This window comes from Aeromicrobium changchenzhani (genome assembly GCF_057586615.1).
Map to the genome: position 1 here is coordinate 1,622,284 of NZ_CM172480.1, position 20,173 is coordinate 1,642,456.

The following is a 20,173-nucleotide window of genomic DNA, read 5'->3' on the forward strand; positions in this document are numbered from 1 at the left end:
TGACAGGTCAGATCGGCGACGAGCTTGTTCTCAGCGTTCAGGAATCGGATGGATCGTTCATCTGCGGGGTTTCGTCGGGCTCGTGTCCGCTCATCGCGTGCAAGATCCCGATAGCTTTTCCCAACGCATCATTGGTGCCCTCAAGCTCACGAATCCGCTCGTTGAGCTTCACGATCTGGGCCTCGTGCGCTGCGCGTTCAGCAGCCCGCTGCTTCTCCAACGCCGTCCGCTTGGCCGGTGGAATAGTCATAGGACTACCTTCTCGCGGGATCAGCCGCCGGTCCAGATCGCCCTCGAACACCGCCAATCGCCACTTTCGCAGACAGTCATACGAGACACCCTGCGCCGCCAACCAAACAGACTTTTGACCGAACGGCTGCACGTGATACTCATGCACAAACTCCCGGACCTCATCGGCCGTGAACCCCATCCCTGCCGTCACCACCCAGCTCCTTCACCAATCGCGAAACTGACTCACAACCAGCCTGGCAAAGAGGGAAATCCGCCAAATCTTGGGGATTAGGCGGTGGCTGCCGCAGCGGCGCGGCCGGCGGCTCGGCCGGAGAAGATGCAACCGCCGAGGAAGGTGCCCTCGAGTGAGTTGTAGCCGTGTACGCCGCCGCCGCCGAACCCGGCAACCTCGCCGGCCGCATACAGCCCCGGCAAGGTCTCACCCGATGGCATCAGGACCTGTGACTCGAGGTTGGTTTCGAGCCCCCCGAGCGACTTGCGGGTGAGAATATGCAGACGCACGGCGATCAGGGGACCCTTGTCGGGATCAAGGATCTTGTGCGGTTTGGCGACTCGGATGAGTTTGTCGCCGCGATAGGCGCGGGCCTGACGCATCGCTGCGATCTGGAGGTCTTTGGTGAAATCGTTGTCCATCTCGCGATCACGTGCCTCCACCTGACGGCGGATCGCGACGGGATCGAGCGGGGCCTCGGGCATCAGGACGTTCATACCCTCGACGAGCTTTTCCAAGGTGTCAGCGACGATGAAATCCTCGCCCTTGTCCTTGAACGCTTCGACCGGACCGGTGGCGCCCTTGGCGAGCCGTTGCTTGATGAGTTCCTTGACGCTTTTGCCCGTCAGGTCAGGATTCTGCTCTTGACCGGAGAGCGCGAACTCTTTCTCGATGATCGCCTGAGTGAGGATGAACCAACTGTGGTCGTGACCGGTTTTGCGCAGCAGATTGAGGGTGCCGAGGGTGTCGAAACCTGGCAATCCTGGAATCGGCAGCCGTTGACCATTGCCGTCAAACCACAGCGATGACGGCCCGGGCAGCACCCGGATACCGTGCATCGGCCAGACCGGATCCCAGTTCTTGATGCCCTCGACGTAGTGCCACATGCGATCACCATTGATGCTGCTCGCGCCGGCCGTTTCGGCGATGCCGAGCATACGACCGTCGACGTGGGCCGGAACGCCGCTGATCATCGAGGTCGGCGGAGTGCCGAGTCGCTCTGGCCACGCTTTGCGCACGAGGTCATGGTTGCCGCCGATGCCGCCGGTTGTGACGATGACGGCCTGGGCGGAATATTCAAACTCGCTGGCTTGGTCGCGGTTGGTGGGCGCGCCACGTTGGGCGCTGTCGGGGCTCAGAACGGTGCCGCGTATGCCCGTGACTGCACCGTCGCTCACGATCAATTCATCCACCTGATGGCGGAATGCGAAGGTGACGAGCCCTCGCTCGACCCCACTGCGCACGATTTTCTCAAATGGTTCGACGATGCCGGGCCCGGTGCCCCAGGTGATGTGGAAGCGCGGAACTGAGTTGCCATGGCCCTCGGCGAGACCGCCGCCGCGTTCGGCCCACCCGACGACCGGGAAGACGCTGTGACCGCGTTCTTTCAGATAAGCCTGCTTCTCGCCGGCAGCAAAGTGGACATAGGCCTCGGCCCATTGACGCGGCCACCTGTCCTCGGGCCGGTCGAACTGCGCGCTGCCCATCCAGTCCTGCATGGCCAGGTCGACCGAATCCTTGATACCCATACGGCGCTGTTGGGCAGAATTGACGAAGAATAGTCCGCCGAATGACCAATAGGCTTGGCCACCGATTCCCTGCTCGCCCTCCTGATCGACCAGGAGGACTTTACGACCCGCCTCGACGAGTTCGGCAGTGGCCACGAGGCCTGCAAGTCCGGCACCGACGACGATGACATCTGAATCCATGCCGCGATTATGTCGCACATCGGTCGCACTAGCGAAGTAAGACGCCGAGGCCAAAACACTCCATAATTCTCGAGGACTCCCCGAATCACGCCGATGACGCTACCCTCATAGCTCATTCAAACTCATCGTTGGGAGAAAATTCGAATGGCTGTCGACTTCAAGTCACTCAGCAAAAATGATCAGGGTGCGCTTATTGCTGGCGGGCTCACCATCATCTTCTCGTTCTTTACCGCCTATGTCAGCGTGAGCTTTAAGGGCAACAAGGTGTTGAGCGGCATGGACATCTCATCCGGCATCAGCGCGTGGCACAGTTATGCAACGTTGGGCATCTTGTTGATTGTTGCTGGCACGGTGCTGGTTGCGGTGAAGGCATTCGCTAAGGATCAGCTGCCGGCGACTGTGCCGTGGAACCTTGTTGTTCTCGCGGCTGCCGCTCTTGGCACGCTGCTGTTGATCCTTCGTCCATTCACAATCGGTGGTGGCGGATTTGGCGCCAGCGTCGGACCTGGCTGGTCGGCTTGGATCGTGTTCGTCACGGCCATCGCATTCACCGTCTTTGCATTCCTCTCGTTCAAGGAGTCGGGCGAAAAGATCCCCGAAATCAAGAAGAACACTGCTTAGCAGTCCGCCAGGTCAAAGCCGGTTGCCTCCAGTTATGGAGGCAACCGGCTTTTGTTTGCCTAAGCGGTGGGTCAACCGGGTTATGCGACGATCTGGCCGCCGGTCAGTTTGCGGTAACCGAAGGTGTAAATCAGTGCTGCCACCGGTGCGCCGACGAGGATGCCGATGCAGCAGGCAAGGAAGCCGAGGAACGCGGCGAGTGCGGCGAGCAGGTAGAAGATGATCGCCGGACCGACGTTCTTCGTCACGAGATCAATGCTGGCCTTGATCGCGTCGATGGGCTCGAGGTTCTTGTCGACCAGAAAGTACAGGCCGAACGAGAGCAGGACGCCGACGACCAGCGATGCCGCGAGATTGAGGACGTCACCGAAGAACGGGATGAGTCCGAGGACCGCGGACAGAACCGCCGAGATCGTGCCAACGATAAGTGCATAGACGATCGTCTTCGGCGGATTGTGCGGTGTCAGGGCCTGACTTATCTCGGGCTTCTGGCCGTCGGTGATCGCGAGCGTGGCACTCACGAGTCCCGAACTCAGCAGGTAGGCGACCGTGATGACGGGCAACGTGATGATCAGTGTGCCGAAGAAGTTGGCGCCGGCACTGACGCCCTCGCCGCCCATAAGACCGTCTGAGTTGGAGCCATAAATCGCGGCTACGACGATGAGGGTGACGACGGTGGCCGTTGCCGCTACGGCGATAATGATAACCAGTACGGCGACAATTAATGTGGCGGCGTTCTCGGTGAACTTCTTCCACGCCCACGAGAAGGCGGCTCCCGCATCAGCGCCGCCGGACGGTGGCTGACCGCCATATCCGCCACCGGACGGTGGCTGGCTGCCATATCCACCGGGGGGTGGTGGTGGCTGGCTGCCATATCCACCGTTACCGGGCGGTGGTGGCTGGCCGCCATATCCACCGTTACCGGGGGGTGGTGGCTGGGAACCGTACCCACCGTTGCCGGGGGGTGGTGGCTGGTTCGGCGGGGGAGGCTCAATGGGGCTCATGTGGATCTCCTGGTAGGTGGTTAAACGTCCAAACGTAGCGTCTTTGGCGCGCCAGCGGTGGGAAAGACACGGTCAATTGCGAGCGTTCAGGATGGTTGAAACTCGTGCCAGCGAGACCGATCAGACGCGAAAGGGCGGCCGGTCGTCGAGACGGACGGACATCTTGCCGGCCCATCGCCACACACGGGCGGTCATGTCGGCGTCCTCATCGGTGATCAGATTGCCCATCACCCGAAGCGCAATCGTCATCATCGTGTGCGAACGCATACCGATCGGGCCTGCTTTGGGCAGCAGGCCCGGGACAGTGATGAGGCCAGCCAAGCGCCGCGCGATCGAGAACGCCTCGCCGTAGTGATGGGTGAGGAGCGCAGGCCAAGCCCGATCGACATAACGATGCTGGGTAAGGAGTTCAGCGCCCAACCGACCAGTTTCGAGGCCGTAGTCGATGCCTTCACCGTTGAGCGGGTTGACGCAACCAGCCGCGTCGCCGATCAGAATCCAGTTGGGGCCCGCCACGCCCGACACCGCGCCGCCCATCGGCAGTAGCGCCGACGTGGGCATACGCAATTCGGCGCCGAGGTCCCAATCCTTGCGCTGTTGCGACGCATAAAACTCCATGAGCGGGCGGATCTGCACATTGGCCGGCCGTTTGGAGGTGGCGAGAGTGCCAACGCCGAGGTTGACCTCACCATCGGACAGCGGGAAGATCCAGCCGTAGCCGGACAACAGATCGCCTTTTTCGCCGCGTAACTCCAGATGGGACGAAATCCACGGATCATCGGAGCGCCCGGACTTGACGTAGGACCGGCCGGCCACACCGTAGGCGGTTTCGCGATGCCAGGTTCGACCGAGAACCCTGCCCAGCGGCGAACGTACGCCGTCGGCGACGATCAGCCGATCACAGTGCACGGTATGGCGTTCACGATCGGCGCCCAGCTCGAAGACAACGCCGGTGACCTTGCCATAAACGTTACGGACCGCATCGACCGCGCGGGCGCCCTCCATCGGCCGAGCGCCACTGTCGAGCGCGACCGCACGAATCTTGTCATCGAGTTCGGTGCGGGGGACCGCAGAACCGTAGTCGGGCAGTGAGCCGCCGGGCCACGGAAGAATCAGTTCCTGACCGAACCCCGCTGCCCGCAACCCCTTGTTGGTGCCATGGGCGATGATCCAGTCGGTGAGGCCGAGTCGGTTGAGTTCGGCGATGGCACGAGGCGTGAGCCCATCACCGCAAGTCTTATCGCGTGGGAACACTGCGGCGTCGGCCAGGATGGTGTCCATACCGAGCCGGGCCGACCACGCGGCGGCGGACGCTCCGGCGGGGCCAGCGCCGACAACGAGGACGTCGGTGCGGTCGGGCAGGATCATTTGGCTCACCCGCTGATTCTGTCATCTGTATGGGGCGTGATTGGATTTGCCCATGAGTTCCGAAGCATCAACCTCCAAGCAGCATGGCGAGGGACTGCGTGATGATGGCTCGGCAGCCGATCTGCGTATCCATTACGCGTCACGTGGCTCGAGCTACTTCGACGTCATCCTCGCGTTCTTCTGCGCTGTCTTGATCATCTCCAACATCTCCGCGACCAAGAGCCTCGAGTTCGGTTCGTGGCACTACTCGATCGGTCCGATCCAGGTAAGCCCGATCATTGCCGACGGCGGCGCTTTCCTTTTCCCATTGGCCTACATCCTTGGTGACGTCATCTCGGAGGTTTACGGCTTCAAGGCTGCCCGACGAGCCATTTTTACCGGATTTGGCATCGCAATCCTGGCCGCGCTGACGTTCTTGGTCGTCGATCATGTCCCCGGGGCATCGTTCTATGAGGGACAAGCCGGCTTTCATGCCGTTCTCGGCTTCGTGCCGCAGATCGTGCTGGCCAGCGTGTGCGGATACGTCGTCGGCCAGCTCCTCAACTCGTACGTGCTCGTGCGAATGAAGGCCAAGTCGGCTGAACCCAAGCTGTGGCGTCGCCTCGCTGGGTCGACCGGTGTCGGTGAAATGGCTGACACGGCGATCTTCTGCGCGATTGCCGCCAGCGCCATCGGTATCGATCACTTCAGCCAGTACCTCAACTACTTCATCGTCGGGTATGTCTTCAAATGTGTCGTCGAACTCTTGGTCATGCCCATCACGATGCTCGTCATCAAGTGGCTGAAGAATCGGGAAGAGACCTACTGGGTGTAGGCCGTCGCGCCGGTCGGATGCGATGACGGAGCGGTGCGAACAGCTGTCGTCCGACGGCTCCGGGTTTACCACGGTCACCCGGGAAACTAGGTTTGCCTGGTGTCTCCACGCAGCAAACTCCATCCCGACCCGGCAAACCTGCCGTGGTTGGATGAGGTTTGCGTGGGGACCGTGGTAAACCCGTTAACGGTAGTGGCGGGCGAGGAAGTCTTCCTTAAAACTGGAGAAGGTTCCATCGGTGATGGCTTGCCGCATCTGATCGACAAGGCGGACGATGAAGCGCTCGTTGTGGATCGTGCAGAGCGTTGCGCCGATCATCTCGTGGGTCTTGAACAGATGATGTAGATAGGCCTTCGTGTAGTGGCCGCAGGTGTAGCAATCACATTCGGGATCAATCGGATTGAAATCCCGGCGCGATGCCGCGACGTTGAGGTTGTAGTGGCCCGTCATCGCGTAGACCCGCGACGATCGTGCAACGCGGGAGGGCGCAACGCAGTCGAAAGTGTCCGCGCCGTTCTCCACGGCTGTGAACAAATCGTCGGGCTCACCGATGCCGAGCAGGTGGCGGGGCTTGTCGACCGGAAGCTCCTCATTGACCCAGCGCACGATCGTGCCGAGATTCTCCTTCTCGATTGCGCCGCCGATGCCGAAGCCATCAAATCCGAGCGGCGTAAGATCAGCTGCGGCCTTACGGCGCAGATCCTCATACTGGGCACCCTGAACGACGCCGAACAGCGCTTGGTACGGCTTGCTGCTGCGTTCCTCAGTGAGTCGGCGGTGCTCGATGACGCAACGTTCGGCCCAGGCCTGCGTACGGGCGAGGGCTTCCTCCTGATAGCCACGCGTGTTCATCAACGTGGTGAGTTCGTCGAAGGCGAACATGATGTCCGCGCCGAGCTGATGCTGGATCTGCATCGACACCTCGGGGGTGAAGCGATGCTTGGAGCCATCCAGATGTGATTTGAAGGTCACCCCGTCATCGTCGATATGGGCCAACCGCTCCTTGCCCGGGGCGATGACGTCATCGGCTTCAACACCCTTGGAGGCCATCGACAGAGTCTTTTTGAAGCCAGCGCCAAGACTCAACACCTGGAAACCGCCGGAATCGGTGAACGTTGGGCCAGCCCAGTTCATGAACGCTCCGAGCCCGCCTGCGGTGTCAATGATGTCGGCGCCAGGCTGGAGATAGAGGTGATAGGCATTGGCAAGCAGCGCCTGCGCGCCCAATTCCTTCATTGCCTCGGGGAGCACCGATTTGACCGTCGCACGGGTCCCGACCGGGATGAATGCCGGTGTCTGAATCTCGCCGTGGGGGGTGGTGATGGTGCCGGTACGCCCGAGGGCACCGTCAAGCTGCGTTTCGACCGTGAACACCGGACTATCCAATCATTGAAGGCGCCGTACAAACGTGTCGGCTCCCAGCCACCACGCGCCGACGGCGAGTGCGCCGAGGTCGATGACAATGAACGCCGCGACCCAGATGACGGCAGGCAGATGGGTCAGTCTGGCCAGAATGTCTGCGTCAGTGGTGCGCGTACGCCTGCGTCGGCGGTGGGTCCACAGCTCGAACGCCGTACGCGGCGCTGCGAGCAGCAAGAACCAGGCCGCGAGCAGCGCCGCAGCCTGTTGAGTCTTCTCTGGCGCCCACCATACGATCGCAGCGACACCACCACCGGCGACGGTCACGACGAGCAACCCGAACCAGTTGCGGATGTGGAACAACATCAGCGCAAGCGCGCCGAGCGCGATCCACAACGCCCACAGCGTCCGATCGAGCTGGATCAGCCCGGCGATGCCCAGCCCGAAGATCGCCGGAGCCGGATAGCCGGCCGCCGCCGTCGCGATCATGCCCAATCCGGTAGGACGCCCACTCGAAACGGTGAGCCCCGACGTATCCGAATGCAGTGTGATGCTGTTGAGTCGCCGCCCGGTCAGCATCGCGATGAACGCATGCCCTGATTCGTGGACGAGCGTCACCAGATGACGGGTGTAGCCCCAGAGCGGGCCGTACGCGACGAGAACGAGGGCCAGCAGGCACGTGCCCGCTTCGACAATCAGGCGTTCCCGCCGATCGGGGCCGGGTTATCGGTGAGGGCAACCCTCGTGGAGTCGTTCGCAGCGCTGCCCATCGCGCCGGCCATGCGGTGGAACCGCGCGCCTTCGGCATGCCGGTTCTGGCGATCGAGGGCAAGACCGAGCGCGGTATGTGCCCAGGCACTCGTCGGCTCGAGCTCGATCAGCCGGCGAAATGCCATTTCGGCTGGCACGAGTTGGGCAGCCGCGAAATGGGCGCGGCCGAGCAACTCAATAGCGGTCGGATTGCTGGGTTCGGTGGCGAGGACTTTGGCCAGCACTCGTACCGCATCGCGCGGATAGCGAGCCTCGAACAACTCCTCGGCAAGGCGGAACGCATCGAAAATAGTCAATTCTTCGATTCGCTCGTCACTGAGGTTCGGGGTGAGATAGATCGTCATGTCGGCCTCCTGCCTGTGCTCACCTCAACTGCGGATGAGGCCGTTTCATTCCGCCGAGGGCGGGGCGACCGTGCCGGTTGGCACTGTTGGCTCGGTCGGCGTCACTGGCGGTTCCGTCGCAGTATCGGTGGGCTTCGTCGGGATAGTCGTTGTGCTGTCGGTCGGCTGGGTCGGGGGCGTTGTGGGGTCACTGCCCGGGCTGGGTGTTGCCGGTGCGGGTTTGGAGCCTTGGCCGACGGTGTGGCCGATCGTCGTACCGCTCCCACCACCCAGAGTTTGCTTCGTGATCAACTCATAGCCCGTGATGGCGGCCATCGCGAGCGCGAGCACGATAGCCGTTGTTGCAAGGATCGTCTTCCAACTAAACCCGGCTTTGTCGTCGTCGTCGACGAATTCGGCGCCAACGACTTCGCCGCCGGCGTCCTTGGCTTCGTCGATTGCCTCGGACACCTCGCCGGGTTCGACCTGGCGTTCGATGACGGTGCCGTGTTCGGTCTGGACCAGCAGCGTGCGTCCGTGGTGGAGCGTTTTGTTGTAGAACGCGCTGCTGAGCGTGAAAACGAAACTGCCCAGTGCGGCGCCGATCAACGTACCGGCGACGCCGAGCTGAGAAGCAATCCACGCCGCAGTAACTGCAGCCAGCGCACTCGCGAAGACTTGAAACCACGAGATGTCAGCGAACGGACCGCGGCTTTTAAACATGCGACCACACTATTGGGCCATACCAATCAGCCCAATGCCTGCTTCAGATCGGCAATCAGATCAGCACTGTCTTCGATGCCCACCGACAAGCGTACGAGATCATCGGGGACCTCGAGCGCAGATCCCGCGGTGGACGCATGCGTCATAGCGCCGGGGTGTTCGATCAACGATTCGACCCCGCCAAGGCTTTCGGCCAGCGTGAAGATTTTGGTCCCGGCACACAGATTGATTGCCGCGTCACGACCGCCGGCAAGACGCAGCGACACCATGCCACCGAACCGTCGCATCTGCTTGACTGCCGCGGCATGTCCGGGATGGCTCTCGATCCCGGGATAGAGAACACTCGCCACGGCTTTGTGGCCTTGCAGGTAGTCGACGATGGCCTCGGCGTTGTCGCAATGCTTCTCCATCCGGACCGCAAGCGTCTTGGCGCCACGCAGGATCAAGAATGCATCGAATGGTCCGGGAACGCCGCCAGCGCCGTTCTGCAGGAAGGCAAAATCGGCGTCTAACTGCTCATCATTGGTGATCAACGCACCGCCGACGACATCGGAGTGGCCACCGATGTATTTGGTGGTCGAGTGGAGGACCACATCGGCGCCCATCGCCAGCGGCTGCTGCAGATAGGGCGAAGCGAATGTGTTGTCGACGACAAATTTGGCGTCTGCCTCGTGGGCCACGCCCGCAAGAACTTCCAGATCACCGACGTTGAGCAAAGGATTGGTCGGGGTCTCGATCCAGAGCAGTTTGGTCTCCGGGCGCATTGCTGCGCGTACCGCGTCGACATCGACGATCGCGGCCGGCGTGTAGGTGATTCCCCAGTGGGTGAACACCTTGTCAATCAGACGGAACGTTCCTCCATACGCGTCATCGGGGATGACGATGTGGTCACCCGGCCGCAGCATTGCGCGCAATCCGCAGTCGGTTGCCGCCATACCCGAGCTGAAGGCACGGCCGTAGCTGCCCGCCTCAAGCGCGGCGAGGTTGGCTTCAAGAACGCGTCGGGTGGGATTGCCGGTGCGACTGTATTCGAAACCGTCGCGCATACCGCCGACGCCGTCCTGGGCGTAGGTCGACGTCGCATAAATCGGCACGTTGACCGCACCGGTCTGTGCATCGGGCTCGAAGCCGGCGTGGATTGCTCGGGTCGCGAAACCTTGCTCATCGTGATTCATACGTGTGCTCCCAACAGATCGTGACGGGTGAGGACTCCGACCGGCTTGCCGTCCTCGATGACCATGAGTGCGTCGCTCTCGCTGAGCGAGGCCATTGCGGTGGCCAAGTGCTCGCCCGCGCCGATCAGCGGGAGCGGTTTGCCCATGTGCTTGGAGACTGGGTCGGTGAGTTTCGCGCGGCTCTCGAACACTGCGCTGAGCAGATCACGTTCGGAGACGCTGCCGGCAACTTCGCCGATCATTATTGGCGGTTCGGCACCGACGACCGGCATCTGCGAGACCCCATACTCGCGCAGAATCTCGATGGCGTCGCGGATCGTCTCCGAAGGGTGGGTGTGTACGAGGTTGGGCAGTTCGCCGCTCTTGTTGCGCAGGATGTCCCCGACGGTCAATTCGTGTGGACGGCCATCGAGCGGTTCACGCAGGAAGCCGTAGGAGGACATCCAGTTGTCGTTGAAGATTTTTGAGAGGTAGCCACGGCCGCCGTCGGGCAGGAGGACCACGATGACCGCATCGGGGTCGCGTTTGGCGACCTTAAGTGCAGCGACAACGACCATTCCGCAGGAGCCGCCGACTAAGAGGCCCTCTTCGCGCGCCAAGCGACGCGTCATGTCGAAGGAATCGGCATCAGAGACGGCGATGATCTCGTCCGGGATCGCCGGGTCATAAGCATCTGGCCAGAAGTCCTCGCCGACGCCTTCGACCAGATAAGGCCGGCCGGTGCCGCCGGAGTAGACCGAGCCTTCAGGGTCAACGCCAACGACCTTGACTTTGCCGCCGGACATCTCCTTGAGATAGCGGCCAGCGCCTGAGATCGTGCCGCCGGTACCGATGCCTGCGACGAAGTGCGTGATCTTGCCGTCGGTGTCAGCCCAGATCTCCGGGCCAGTGGTTTCGTAATGGGATTGGGGTCCGGCGGGGTTGGAGTACTGGTCCGGCTTCCAGGCGCCCGGCGTCTCACGAACGAGTCGATCGGAGGTGTTGTAGTAACTGTCGGGATGCTCCGGCGGGACGGCGGTCGGGCATACGACGACACGTGCGCCATAGGCCTTCATCGTGTTGCGCTTGTCCTCGCTGACCTTGTCTGGGCAGACGAAGATGCAGTGGTAGCCACGCTGTTGGGCGACGATCGCCAGGCCCACGCCGGTGTTGCCTGAGGTCGGTTCGACGATGGTTCCGCCCGGCTTCAGGGCTCCGGAGGCTTCGGCGGCATCGATCATCTTGACCGCGATGCGGTCTTTCGAGCTGCCACCGGGATTGAGGTATTCGATTTTAGCGGCGACGAGGCCCGATCCGGGGCTGACGACGCGGTTGAGTCGGACCAACGGGGTGTTGCCGATGAGATCAACGACGTGATTGGCGATACGCATGCCGCCATTGTGTCATCTGCTGACGCCTCGGAGATTTGGGTCAGTTGCTGGTCAGAACAGCGCCGGCTTCCTTGACTTGAAGGCTGTTGGTTGGGCCGCTGGCGCGCAGGGTTTGGGTCAGCGTCTGCCACGCGCCGCCGTCGATCCGGTAGCGCACTTGGTAGGTCACATCCACGCTCGGGTGAAGGCTCCTAGCGGGCTTCTTGTAGCGATATGTCACGGCCGTCGACGGGTATGGTGCGCCGGACGTCTGGGTCGTATGGCTGGTGCCGTCGCCGTGCAGCCAGGTGAAGCTGACCGGGGTCGCGGTCAGGTCGATCGCATAGTCGAGCAGGTTGACTGATTTGCTGAACGGCTGCGATCGCGCGTAGAAGATCGTGTCCAGATTGACCAGCGTCGTCGTGCCGGGCTGGATGTTGATTTTGAGGCTGGGGAGGCCAATTTCGCGGATGGCCTGAAGAATCTGGGCGGGAGTGATCGGCTTCTTGTCGGGTGCAACCGCCCCATTGCCGAAACAGTACGTGCTTCCGTCGGCTTCGGTCATACAGCGGAGTTTTCTATGGACTGTTGGGTCGACTTCGCGGTTATCGACGTCGACAGCGCGCGGGTGGGCGGACGGACGCTGATGGTGAGCTGGCCGATGCTTCTTTGCATGAAGGTAAATATTGGGACTGACATCGCTCGGATCCACGGTCACGTCCGCGAATGCGCTCGGAGCAGCAAAGATTACGCTCGCACATAGGGCTGTCATGACAGCTGTGAATAACTTCATTTGTTATCGCCCTTGTATATCTCGCTCACTACGTATGGTGGCGACAGAGGCAGAACGAAACCGATCTTGTAGGTCGTGCGCTGCCCTTTCTCAACTGTTTCGATGGTCGTCGTCACATCGATTGAGTCGCTAAGGATCTGTAGGTCACGCGACTTGAGTTTCCATAACGTGCCCGCAATACGATCGCCGCGATCGTAAATCGTTTTGAAGCGTTTTGAGTACTTAGTGCATGCTTCGCAGTCTTTCGAGAGCGCCAGCAGCGGTGCGGTGTTCCCGGTCGCGGCGGCGAAATTGAATACGTCCACGTAATGACTCACGAATGACGCTGCGCCTTCGGGCGACGCCTCATTCGACTGGGCAGGCATCACCGGAAGCGTGGCTGTCGGCGTCGCAGAGGCTGACTGCTTGGGCACTTTAGGGACAGGATCCGCAGCCCCGCAACCCGCCAAGAGCAACGCAGCTGCCGCCAATAAGCCAATTAATCGCATGATGATCCCCCGATCGTTTCGGCCAACCTATCGACTCGAGCGGGGATTGTCAGTACCTGAACCCAAATCTGTGGACAACGTACAGATGCCCGAGGGGTGGTGACTGAGCCACCGTGTTTAATCGAAACACAGTGGCTCAGCCACCACCCTCAGGTGAGGTTGGGGATGGAGGTGCGGGTGGGACGTTTGTGGTCAGGTGCCGTCACGCAACGGGCGGCCTTGAGCGTCTGTGCCGCCGTTGATGAGGATCAAGATCCCGTCGATCAAACTCCACAGACTGGCCAACCCGCAGGTGAGGAACGTAGCGACCAGTTGCCACACGCCGATTTTGGTATCGCCCATATAGAACCGACCGACGCCAAAGGGCAGGAAGATCTGCAACAGCCCCGCGATCAGCTTGGACTTGTCCGAGAACGGGATCCCTGTGACCGGGTCATAGCCGTATGGCGCGCCCGGATTGGCTCCGAACGGTCCATATGGATAGCCCTGCTGTGGTGGAGCCCAATTCTGCTGCGGACCGGGCTGGCCATACTGCGGTTGACCTGGTGCTTGCCCATACTGCGGCGGCGGTGGTGCCTGAGGACTCGTAGGCGGACCCGGTGGCTGAGTGGGGTCGCCCGGAGTCGGGTCGTTGGGCATTTCAGGTGGCGGCATGCTCATACATCCACCCTAGAGCGTTCCGTCTTCGCGCCGACCAGCTGGCACTTTGGCATACGGATCGACGACCTTGCGCTTGGGCCGATCAGGATCGTTCGGCCACTTCTCTTCGAGCACAACGGCGATTGCCGAGGCTGTGAAGATCGTCGACAAGATGCCGACCGACAGACCGATCAACAACGCCAGGGCGAAGTCAGTGAGCGAGTCGCCACCCAGCACCGCCAGTGCGGCGAGGATGAACATTGCGCCGAGTCCGGTGTTGATGGTTCTTGGAATCGTCGACAAAATTGCTTCGTTGACGACATCTCGGAGCGGCCGTTTTCGATCCTCGGCCCTATGTTCTCGTACTCGGTCGAACACAACGATCGTGTCGTTCACGGCCAGACCGATAATTGACAGGATCGATGCCAAGAACACCCCGTCGATCGGCTTGCCCCACCACGCGAAGATGCCGATGACCGTCAATACAACTGACGACATGGACAAGACAGCGGCAGCGGCATACGTCCAACGGAAGCGCCAGGCCAGATAAGCCATCTGGGCCGCCAGGGCAATCCCGAAGGCGATCAGTGCCTTATTGCGCAACTCCGTGCCAAGGCTCGGCCCGATCAACTCATCGCGCTCCTTGTCAGCCGAACCCGAGACCGAACTGATTGCGTCCTCGACCTTGACCGCTTCCTCATTGGTGATTTGATCCAAACGGACGGTGATGTTGTTCGACCCGTCCTTACCCGAAGATTCCTGGACCACCGCCGACGGGAAGCCAGCATCGCTGACTGCTTCGCGAGCGGTTTCCACATCGATGGTTTTCGCAGTGGAGTACTCCAACAGCCGTCCGCCAGTGAACTCGACACCAAGGTTGAGGCCGCGCACCAAGAGTCCGCCGATCGACAGCACACCAACCGCTAACGTGATCGTTATCCACAGACCTGCGCGCTTGGTCAAGTCGATGCCGCTCTCGTTGAGCCACTTACGGATCCGGCCGGTGCCGGCGACACCTGACAGTTTCGGGTGATTGCGTTGGAAGGAACGTTTTGCGAGCCATTCGGTGAATACCCGCGCGATGATGAGCGCTGACACCATCGAGGCGATGACACCGATCGAAAGCGTGACACCGAAGCCCTTGACCGGGCCGGAGGCGAGGAAGAACAGAAGAACGGCCGCCAACAATGTGGTGACGTTAGAGTCGAGAATGGCTGTCCACGCCTTGTTGTAGCCGGTGTTGAGTGCGACCGAGAGCCCAGCGCTGGGGTTTGCGGCATACTCCTCCCGCGCTCGCTCGAACACGAGCACGTTGGCGTCGATGGCCAAACCGATTGCGAGCACGAAACCAGCAAGACCAGGCAGCGTCAGCGTTGCGCCAAGCCAGACCAGCAAGCCATAGGCAATGAGCGCGTACGTGCCCAATGCGATCGTCGCCATGAAGCCGACGAGACGATAAATGAAGATGATGAAGAGGCCGGTCAGGATGATGCCGATGATGGCTGCCTCAATCGAGGCGTCGATCGCAGATGCGCCCAACGTTGGGCCGACCGTCCTCTGCTCGATGACCTGAACGGGTACGGGCAGTGCGCCGCCCTTGATGAGGACGGCGAGGTCTTTGGCCGAGGCTTGGGTGAAACTGCCGCTGATCGACGTCGAATTGCCGCCGCCCGCAGCACACAGATCGGGCACTACTCCCGGCGAGGAAATGACTTTCTTATCCAGAACGATTGCAACGCGCTGGCCGGCGTCGGGATTGGCGCAGGCTGAGCTGACCAATTCCTTCCACCCTTTCTGTCCCGTCTTATTGAAATCGACGTTGACGACCCATTCGCCCAGACTCTGCTCAGGCGTGGCGGCTTGCGCGTTCTTGACGTCATTGCCGCCGAGGACCACCGGGCCGAGGTTGAGTGGTTGGCCATCCTCGTCCGGTAGGACGATATCGCCGTCGGTCGAGGCGTCATCGGTCTTCGCATCCGGAGCCGCGACACTTTTTACTTCGTGGAACGAGAGTTGTGCGGTCTTACCGATGACCTTCGCTGCTTCACGCGGGTCCTGCAGACCCGGCAACTCGACGATGATTCGTCGCTCGCCGGAACGTGCGAGCGTTGGCTCGGACACTCCGAGCGCATCAACGCGTCCGCGCAGGATTTCGAGGGCGAGATCAGTCGACTCGGCATTTGCCTTGACCCGGTCGGTGTCTTTCGTTTCGAGGACGATTTGCGTACCGCCCTTGAGGTCAAGGCCGAGCTTGGCGGCCGAGGTGAAGGCGAGAGCGAGTGCGATAGCGATTGCCGCAAAGGCGCAGATCGCGCGCCACATGGGGGCTCGGTTGGACATGAAAAATCTTTCATGAGGACGGTCGATGACCGTATGGAATGGGCTGAGGGCGAATCAGATCGCCGGGGGAGCCCGTTCGGAGTTCGTGGAGATTGTGGCGACATACCATGCGGTCCGTGACTTGGTGCGCTCAATTGCACGTTCGACCGCGGTGACCGTTTCGGCGTCCGGGCCGGTCGAGATGAGTTGAACATGTGCGGGTAACTCGTCGAGCGAGGGTGTTGGGTGGATCGCATGGGCATGTGAACTCGACGCCGAAATATGTGCGCCGATGAGGGTTTGACCTTGCGCCGCGCTGACCTGTGATGCGCTTGCGCCGCCGATGACGAACGCAACCGCGAACAACGCACCGACCACGAGGGTCGATAGGCGCTGCAGCGCGATGGTCGAAGGCATCCGCCGAGTGTAGCGGTCGTGCGGATAGCGTGGAGCCATGACTCAGATGATGATGCGTTCGGTTGGCTCCAGCGATATGCAGGTGTCGACGATCGGCGTGGGTTGCAACGCCTTTGGCACCCGTATCGATGCCGCTCAGTCGCAGGAAGTGATCGACGCTGCGATCGATTCGGGGATCACATTCTTCGACACGGCGGATTCATATGGTGCGGGCGCTTCGGAGGAAATCCTCGGTGCCGCGCTGGGTGTCCGTCGCAAAGATGTCGTCATCGCCACAAAGTTCGGCATGGCGATGGAGGGTAAGAACGGATCAGAAGATGCGCGGGCGTCCAAGGCCTACATGCGTCGCGCGATCGAGTCGAGTCTTACGCGGCTTGGTACCGACTACATCGACCTCTATCAACTGCACACACCCGATCGGGTCACGCCGATCGCGGACACTCTGGGGGCCATGAGTGAGCTCATCGATGAGGGGCTTGTGCGGCACATCGGTTGCTCCAATCTTGCTGCGTGGGAGTTGGTTGAAGCCGAATTCATCGCCGAGAAATGGGGTTTCAATAAGTTCATCTCAGCGCAGAATGAGTATTCGCTCTACAACCGGCTAGCCGAGGCCGAACTCATACCGGCGGCCCAACACCTCGGCGTCGGCGTGTTCCCGTACTTCCCGCTTGCGTATGGGCTGTTGACCGGCAAATACCGTCGCGGGCAGAAAGCGCCAACGGGATCTCGGCTCGCCGGTGAAAGCCAGGAGGCGCGCTATAACCTCGCTGACTGGGATCGGATCGAAGCGATCGAGACGTATGCGAAGGATCGCGGCCTGTCGATGCTCGAGGTCGCAATCGGCGGCCTTGCCGCGCAGCCGGCCGTGACCAGCGTTATCGCTGGGGCCACGAAAGCTGAGCAGGTCAGGGCCAATGTCGCGGCGGTCGCCTGGCAGCCGAGCGAGTCCGATCTCGAAGCACTCGCCGATATCGGTCGGCCGAACCGCTCGTACACAACCTTTGCGCCCCGTAGGTGACTCCTCGGCGTACGTGAGTGACTCGTCGGCGTACGGGGGAGGAAGTTATGCGTCGGGCTGGGAAGCGCCTCACGGCGCGTGGCCGCTCGTAGCGGCTAATTTTGGGACCCGGGGCTACCGCAGCCCGACGTGGGATCCAGCGTAACGGACTGCGGCCAGAATTCCAGCACCTTGTGCCCGCAGCCTCGTGTCAGTGCAGTGCGTCGGCTCGATCGAGTTCGGCAGCGTGATGCAATGCCTTGGCCATGTCGACCAAACGTGCTGCACTGTGCGGATCCTCCGACTCCAGATGCGCCCGACCCACGCCCACAATCGTGGCGAAGGCAGCGGCGCGGTCGAGCATCACATCGAAGTCAGTGGTACGAATTCCGCGTATCACGGTGTCGACAAGCTCGATGACCTCATCGGGTCCGGGCGGGTCGACGACTCCGGCCAAAACTTCCGAAACCGGGGCGAACTGGCGCCCGGCTGCGAACTCCAACGCGGCTTGAACCGGTTGCCGATAAACCCAGGTGCGCAGGGCATACAGGCGCCACAGTGCACCCGCAACGGTGTCGGCCGCCGCCGGTGCCCACAGCTCCGCGATGACGGCAAGGCCCTCTTCATCGGCGAGATGCAGGACCCTTTCAGCCATGCCTTCGTCGTCGGTATCGCGCGGTCCGCGAACCAACAGATTGGCGATCCGATGGCCGGCCGCGACTCGCTCGGCTGGATCAGCGCCGCCGGCCTGTGCGGTGAATAGCTCAGCCCCGGGCAATGATGGCTTATGAAACTCGCTCATGAAACGGCTTCGTAGATCGCGGCGATGTAGGCGTCTGAGCGGGAATCGCCGGACGGGCGGGACAGCCGGGTACCTGGGGCGTACTCAAAGATCATGCGGTTCATCGCGTAGGCGATCGTCATATGGTTGTCGAGATCGTTGAGTACGAACGAGCCGCCGAGTCCGCCCCAAAAACACTTGCGTCCCAGCGGGACCGAAGGAATGGTCGTCGGCTCGGGCAGCGCATAACCGATGCCCCAACGCAGGACCACTTCGAGCACCTTGTCCGGGCCGTAGGACTGCTGTTCGAAGATCCGATCAATTGTCGCGGGCGACAGGAGTGTCACTCCGTCGATCGTTCCGCCGTGCGAGATGAGCGATTGGATTCGGGCCAGCGAGCGGGCGTTGCCGTGGCCGTTTGCAGCGGGCACCTCGGCCGTACGCCAACGTTCGGAGCGGGACTCGGAGACCTTGACGAACGGGCCGGTGAAGGTACGGAGTGGAATCCCATCCGGATCGACCGCCGTGACATCTAGATCGAGTGGCCGCGGGGGAGTGACGTTCGAAACTCGCTCGAAATCAGCTGGATCAAGCCCGATATGGAAGTCTGCGCCAAGCGGGCCGGCGATCTCGGTCTCGAGGAACCGGCCCGGCATCTGACCGGAGACCCGGCGGATGACCTCGCCGACGAGATGACCTTGGTTGAGCAGGTGATAACCACTGGCGGTGCCCGGCTCCCACCACGGCGGCTGCGCAGCAAGCATCGCGGTTGATTTATCCCAATCGAAGATGTCATCGACAGTGACCGGTTGGGCCCAGCCGGAGACGCCCGACGTATGACCGAGCAGATGGCGGACCAAGACTGATTCTTTGCCATTGGCGGCGAACTCAGGCCAGTAACTGCTGACCGGTGCGTCGAGGTCGAGAAGTCCGCGCTCGACGAGGACCAGCGCTGCGAGGTTGATCATCGTTTTGGAGATCGACCACACCGGCGTGATTGTGTCGCGTTGCCACGGCTGGGTCTTTTCGCGGTCGGCCCAGCCATCCCAGACATCGAGAATGACTTCGCCGTCCTTGACCACACAAATCGATGCACCGAGTTCTGTTCCGTCAACGACGTTGCGGTGCAGTAGGTCCAGCACAGTTGCGAACGGGTCACCGGCGATCGTCATACGACGACCCTAATCCTTCGGCCCAACCGATGGTGTCAGGCTGCGGCTACCGGCTGTGCGGGCGCGGCGGAGCTGCTCTTGGTGGGCCGGCCGAGATAGAGATACAACACTGGGATGACATAACCAACCCAGGCGATGACCTGAAACCATGAGGGGTCGGGTTGGAAGTTCAATGTGCCCTTGAGCAGGGTGCCGTACCAACTATCTGGCGGGATTGTCGCCGAGATATCGAAGGCACGGTGGGCGAAGCCCGGCAAGACGCTGGCCTCCTGGAGGTCGAAGATTCCGTAGGCGAGCACCCCGGCGGCCACCACGATCAGCAGGGCGCCCGTGACGGTGAAGAATTTGGACAGATTGACCTTGAGCGCGCCACGGTAGATCAGGTAGCCCAAAATCACCGCGATGATGAAGCCGAGAATTGCCCCGATGAATGGGCTTGCGTTGCCCTCACTGCCGACGATTGTTGACCAGAGGATTGCTGCGGTCTCGAGCCCTTCGCGACCAACGGTCAGGAACGCGATCGTGACCAGAGCGCCCGCGCCCAGATCGAGCGCGCTTTCCATTTGGCCCTCGAGTTCGCGTTTCAGCCCGCGCGCGGTCCGGCGCATCCAAAAAATCATCCAGGTGACGAGGACTGCCGCCATGATCGATAGCGTTCCACCAATCGTCTCCTGCCAAAAGAAGGACAATTGGTCGAAGGCAATCGTGATCCCGCCGAACAGGACAACAACGACGGCAATTGCCGAGCCTACGCCGATCCAGATGAAGCGGATTTCGTCGCGGCGATTGACCTTGACCAGATAGGCGATCAAGATGCTGACGATCAGGCTGGCTTCGAGACCTTCACGAAGGCCGATCAAGAGATTGGCTAACACACTAGGAAGTCTA

The 20,173-nt window shown here is 61.5% G+C and carries 21 protein-coding genes; 3 read left to right on the top strand and 18 right to left on the bottom strand.

Annotation, left to right across the window (positions count from 1 at the left end):
* Positions 1–37: 37 nt before the first annotated feature.
* Complete coding sequence (locus AC2YB9_RS08235) at positions 38–442, bottom strand: hypothetical protein (protein WP_487268358.1); 405 nt, start codon at positions 440–442, stop codon at positions 38–40.
* Positions 443–519: 77 nt separating this feature from the next.
* The gene (locus AC2YB9_RS08240; RefSeq protein WP_487268359.1) at positions 520–2,172 is read right to left on the bottom strand and encodes an FAD-binding dehydrogenase; all 1,653 of its coding nucleotides are present in this window, start codon (positions 2,170–2,172) and stop codon (positions 520–522) included.
* Positions 2,173–2,316: 144 nt separating this feature from the next.
* Here AC2YB9_RS08240 and AC2YB9_RS08245 point away from each other — a divergent pair, with 144 nt between their 5' ends.
* On the top strand, positions 2,317–2,793 hold the full coding sequence (locus AC2YB9_RS08245; protein WP_487268360.1) for a hypothetical protein: 477 nt from the start codon (positions 2,317–2,319) through the stop codon (positions 2,791–2,793).
* 80 nt (positions 2,794–2,873) lie between these two features.
* Here AC2YB9_RS08245 and AC2YB9_RS08250 read toward each other — a convergent pair whose 3' ends face one another.
* A complete protein-coding gene (locus tag AC2YB9_RS08250; RefSeq protein WP_487268362.1) occupies positions 2,874–3,797 on the bottom strand; it encodes a hypothetical protein in 924 nt (307 codons plus the stop codon).
* Positions 3,798–3,917: 120 nt separating this feature from the next.
* Complete coding sequence (locus AC2YB9_RS08255) at positions 3,918–5,165, bottom strand: geranylgeranyl reductase family protein (RefSeq protein ID WP_487268583.1); 1,248 nt, start codon at positions 5,163–5,165, stop codon at positions 3,918–3,920.
* A gap of 52 nt (positions 5,166–5,217) precedes the next feature.
* On the opposite strand from AC2YB9_RS08255, the gene AC2YB9_RS08260 reads away from it, so the two are divergent.
* Complete coding sequence (locus tag AC2YB9_RS08260) at positions 5,218–5,979, top strand: queuosine precursor transporter (RefSeq protein ID WP_487268363.1); 762 nt, start codon at positions 5,218–5,220, stop codon at positions 5,977–5,979.
* 183 nt (positions 5,980–6,162) lie between these two features.
* On the opposite strand, the gene tgt is transcribed toward AC2YB9_RS08260, so the two are convergent.
* From tgt to AC2YB9_RS08315, 11 genes are all read right to left on the bottom strand, one after another.
* Positions 6,163–7,353 (bottom strand): tRNA guanosine(34) transglycosylase Tgt, encoded by a 1,191-nt coding sequence (gene tgt, locus AC2YB9_RS08265; protein WP_487268364.1) that lies wholly within the window; start codon positions 7,351–7,353, stop codon positions 6,163–6,165.
* Between the two features lie 12 nt (positions 7,354–7,365).
* Complete coding sequence (locus tag AC2YB9_RS08270; protein WP_487268584.1) at positions 7,366–8,037, bottom strand: M50 family metallopeptidase; 672 nt, start codon at positions 8,035–8,037, stop codon at positions 7,366–7,368.
* Positions 8,034–8,453: a hypothetical protein gene (locus AC2YB9_RS08275; protein ID WP_487268365.1), complete on the bottom strand. Its 420-nt coding sequence runs from the start codon at positions 8,451–8,453 to the stop codon at positions 8,034–8,036. Before AC2YB9_RS08275 ends, AC2YB9_RS08270 begins: the two co-directional genes overlap by 4 nt.
* Positions 8,454–8,498: 45 nt before the next feature.
* Positions 8,499–9,155, bottom strand: a complete 657-nt coding sequence (locus AC2YB9_RS08280) for a hypothetical protein (RefSeq protein ID WP_487268366.1) — start codon at positions 9,153–9,155, stop codon at positions 8,499–8,501.
* A 26-nt stretch (positions 9,156–9,181) separates the two neighbouring features.
* Positions 9,182–10,330: a cystathionine gamma-synthase gene (locus AC2YB9_RS08285; protein ID WP_487268367.1), complete on the bottom strand. Its 1,149-nt coding sequence runs from the start codon at positions 10,328–10,330 to the stop codon at positions 9,182–9,184.
* A complete protein-coding gene (locus tag AC2YB9_RS08290; RefSeq protein ID WP_487268369.1) occupies positions 10,327–11,700 on the bottom strand; it encodes a cystathionine beta-synthase in 1,374 nt (457 codons plus the stop codon). Before AC2YB9_RS08290 ends, AC2YB9_RS08285 begins: the two co-directional genes overlap by 4 nt.
* Positions 11,701–11,740: 40 nt before the next feature.
* The gene (locus AC2YB9_RS08295; protein WP_487268370.1) at positions 11,741–12,244 is read right to left on the bottom strand and encodes a hypothetical protein; all 504 of its coding nucleotides are present in this window, start codon (positions 12,242–12,244) and stop codon (positions 11,741–11,743) included.
* Positions 12,245–12,468: 224 nt separating this feature from the next.
* Positions 12,469–12,960, bottom strand: coding sequence for a DUF6318 family protein (locus AC2YB9_RS08300; protein ID WP_487268371.1), 492 nt, complete (start codon positions 12,958–12,960; stop codon positions 12,469–12,471).
* Between the two features lie 192 nt (positions 12,961–13,152).
* Positions 13,153–13,620 (bottom strand): TM2 domain-containing protein, encoded by a 468-nt coding sequence (locus tag AC2YB9_RS08305; protein ID WP_487268372.1) that lies wholly within the window; start codon positions 13,618–13,620, stop codon positions 13,153–13,155.
* A gap of 9 nt (positions 13,621–13,629) precedes the next feature.
* A complete protein-coding gene (gene secD, locus AC2YB9_RS08310; protein WP_487268373.1) occupies positions 13,630–15,939 on the bottom strand; it encodes a protein translocase subunit SecD in 2,310 nt (769 codons plus the stop codon).
* A gap of 54 nt (positions 15,940–15,993) precedes the next feature.
* Complete coding sequence (locus AC2YB9_RS08315; protein WP_487268375.1) at positions 15,994–16,335, bottom strand: hypothetical protein; 342 nt, start codon at positions 16,333–16,335, stop codon at positions 15,994–15,996.
* A 37-nt stretch (positions 16,336–16,372) separates the two neighbouring features.
* On the opposite strand from AC2YB9_RS08315, the gene AC2YB9_RS08320 reads away from it, so the two are divergent.
* Complete coding sequence (locus tag AC2YB9_RS08320) at positions 16,373–17,353, top strand: aldo/keto reductase (protein ID WP_487268377.1); 981 nt, start codon at positions 16,373–16,375, stop codon at positions 17,351–17,353.
* A 190-nt stretch (positions 17,354–17,543) separates the two neighbouring features.
* Here the strand turns inward: AC2YB9_RS08320 and AC2YB9_RS08325 are convergent, their stop codons facing one another.
* Genes AC2YB9_RS08325 through efeU form a run of 3 tightly spaced genes read right to left on the bottom strand, consistent with a single transcriptional unit; the run spans position 17,544 to position 20,160 of the window.
* On the bottom strand, positions 17,544–18,134 hold the full coding sequence (locus AC2YB9_RS08325; RefSeq protein ID WP_487268378.1) for a hypothetical protein: 591 nt from the start codon (positions 18,132–18,134) through the stop codon (positions 17,544–17,546).
* Positions 18,131–19,285 (bottom strand): serine hydrolase domain-containing protein, encoded by a 1,155-nt coding sequence (locus tag AC2YB9_RS08330; protein WP_487268379.1) that lies wholly within the window; start codon positions 19,283–19,285, stop codon positions 18,131–18,133. The genes AC2YB9_RS08325 and AC2YB9_RS08330 overlap by 4 nt, the downstream gene beginning before the upstream one ends.
* A 35-nt stretch (positions 19,286–19,320) precedes the next feature.
* Positions 19,321–20,160, bottom strand: a complete 840-nt coding sequence (efeU, locus tag AC2YB9_RS08335; RefSeq protein WP_487268380.1) for an iron uptake transporter permease EfeU — start codon at positions 20,158–20,160, stop codon at positions 19,321–19,323.
* Positions 20,161–20,173 lie beyond the last annotated feature (13 nt).

Bases quoted from the DNA above. Each gene is read 5' to 3' on its own strand.
- AC2YB9_RS08240 (WP_487268359.1), bottom strand. From the start codon at position 2,172: ATGGATTCAGATGTCATCGTCGTCGGTGCCGGACTTGCAGGCCTCGTG.
- AC2YB9_RS08330 (WP_487268379.1), bottom strand. From the start codon at position 19,285: ATGACGATCGCCGGTGACCCGTTCGCAACTGTGCTGGACCTACTGCAC.
- AC2YB9_RS08275 (WP_487268365.1), bottom strand. From the start codon at position 8,453: ATGACGATCTATCTCACCCCGAACCTCAGTGACGAGCGAATCGAAGAA.
- AC2YB9_RS08285 (WP_487268367.1), bottom strand. From the start codon at position 10,330: ATGAATCACGATGAGCAAGGTTTCGCGACCCGAGCAATCCACGCCGGC.
- AC2YB9_RS08300 (WP_487268371.1), bottom strand. From the start codon at position 12,960: ATGCGATTAATTGGCTTATTGGCGGCAGCTGCGTTGCTCTTGGCGGGT.
- AC2YB9_RS08255 (WP_487268583.1), bottom strand. From the start codon at position 5,165: ATGATCCTGCCCGACCGCACCGACGTCCTCGTTGTCGGCGCTGGCCCC.
- AC2YB9_RS08245 (WP_487268360.1), top strand. From the start codon at position 2,317: ATGGCTGTCGACTTCAAGTCACTCAGCAAAAATGATCAGGGTGCGCTT.
- AC2YB9_RS08280 (WP_487268366.1), bottom strand. From the start codon at position 9,155: ATGTTTAAAAGCCGCGGTCCGTTCGCTGACATCTCGTGGTTTCAAGTC.
- AC2YB9_RS08250 (WP_487268362.1), bottom strand. From the start codon at position 3,797: ATGAGCCCCATTGAGCCTCCCCCGCCGAACCAGCCACCACCCCCCGGC.
- AC2YB9_RS08320 (WP_487268377.1), top strand. From the start codon at position 16,373: ATGACTCAGATGATGATGCGTTCGGTTGGCTCCAGCGATATGCAGGTG.
- AC2YB9_RS08315 (WP_487268375.1), bottom strand. From the start codon at position 16,335: ATGCCTTCGACCATCGCGCTGCAGCGCCTATCGACCCTCGTGGTCGGT.
- AC2YB9_RS08325 (WP_487268378.1), bottom strand. From the start codon at position 18,134: ATGAGCGAGTTTCATAAGCCATCATTGCCCGGGGCTGAGCTATTCACC.
- AC2YB9_RS08290 (WP_487268369.1), bottom strand. From the start codon at position 11,700: ATGCGTATCGCCAATCACGTCGTTGATCTCATCGGCAACACCCCGTTG.
- AC2YB9_RS08260 (WP_487268363.1), top strand. From the start codon at position 5,218: ATGAGTTCCGAAGCATCAACCTCCAAGCAGCATGGCGAGGGACTGCGT.
- secD (WP_487268373.1), bottom strand. From the start codon at position 15,939: ATGTCCAACCGAGCCCCCATGTGGCGCGCGATCTGCGCCTTTGCGGCA.
- AC2YB9_RS08295 (WP_487268370.1), bottom strand. From the start codon at position 12,244: ATGACCGAAGCCGACGGAAGCACGTACTGTTTCGGCAATGGGGCGGTT.
- AC2YB9_RS08305 (WP_487268372.1), bottom strand. From the start codon at position 13,620: ATGAGCATGCCGCCACCTGAAATGCCCAACGACCCGACTCCGGGCGAC.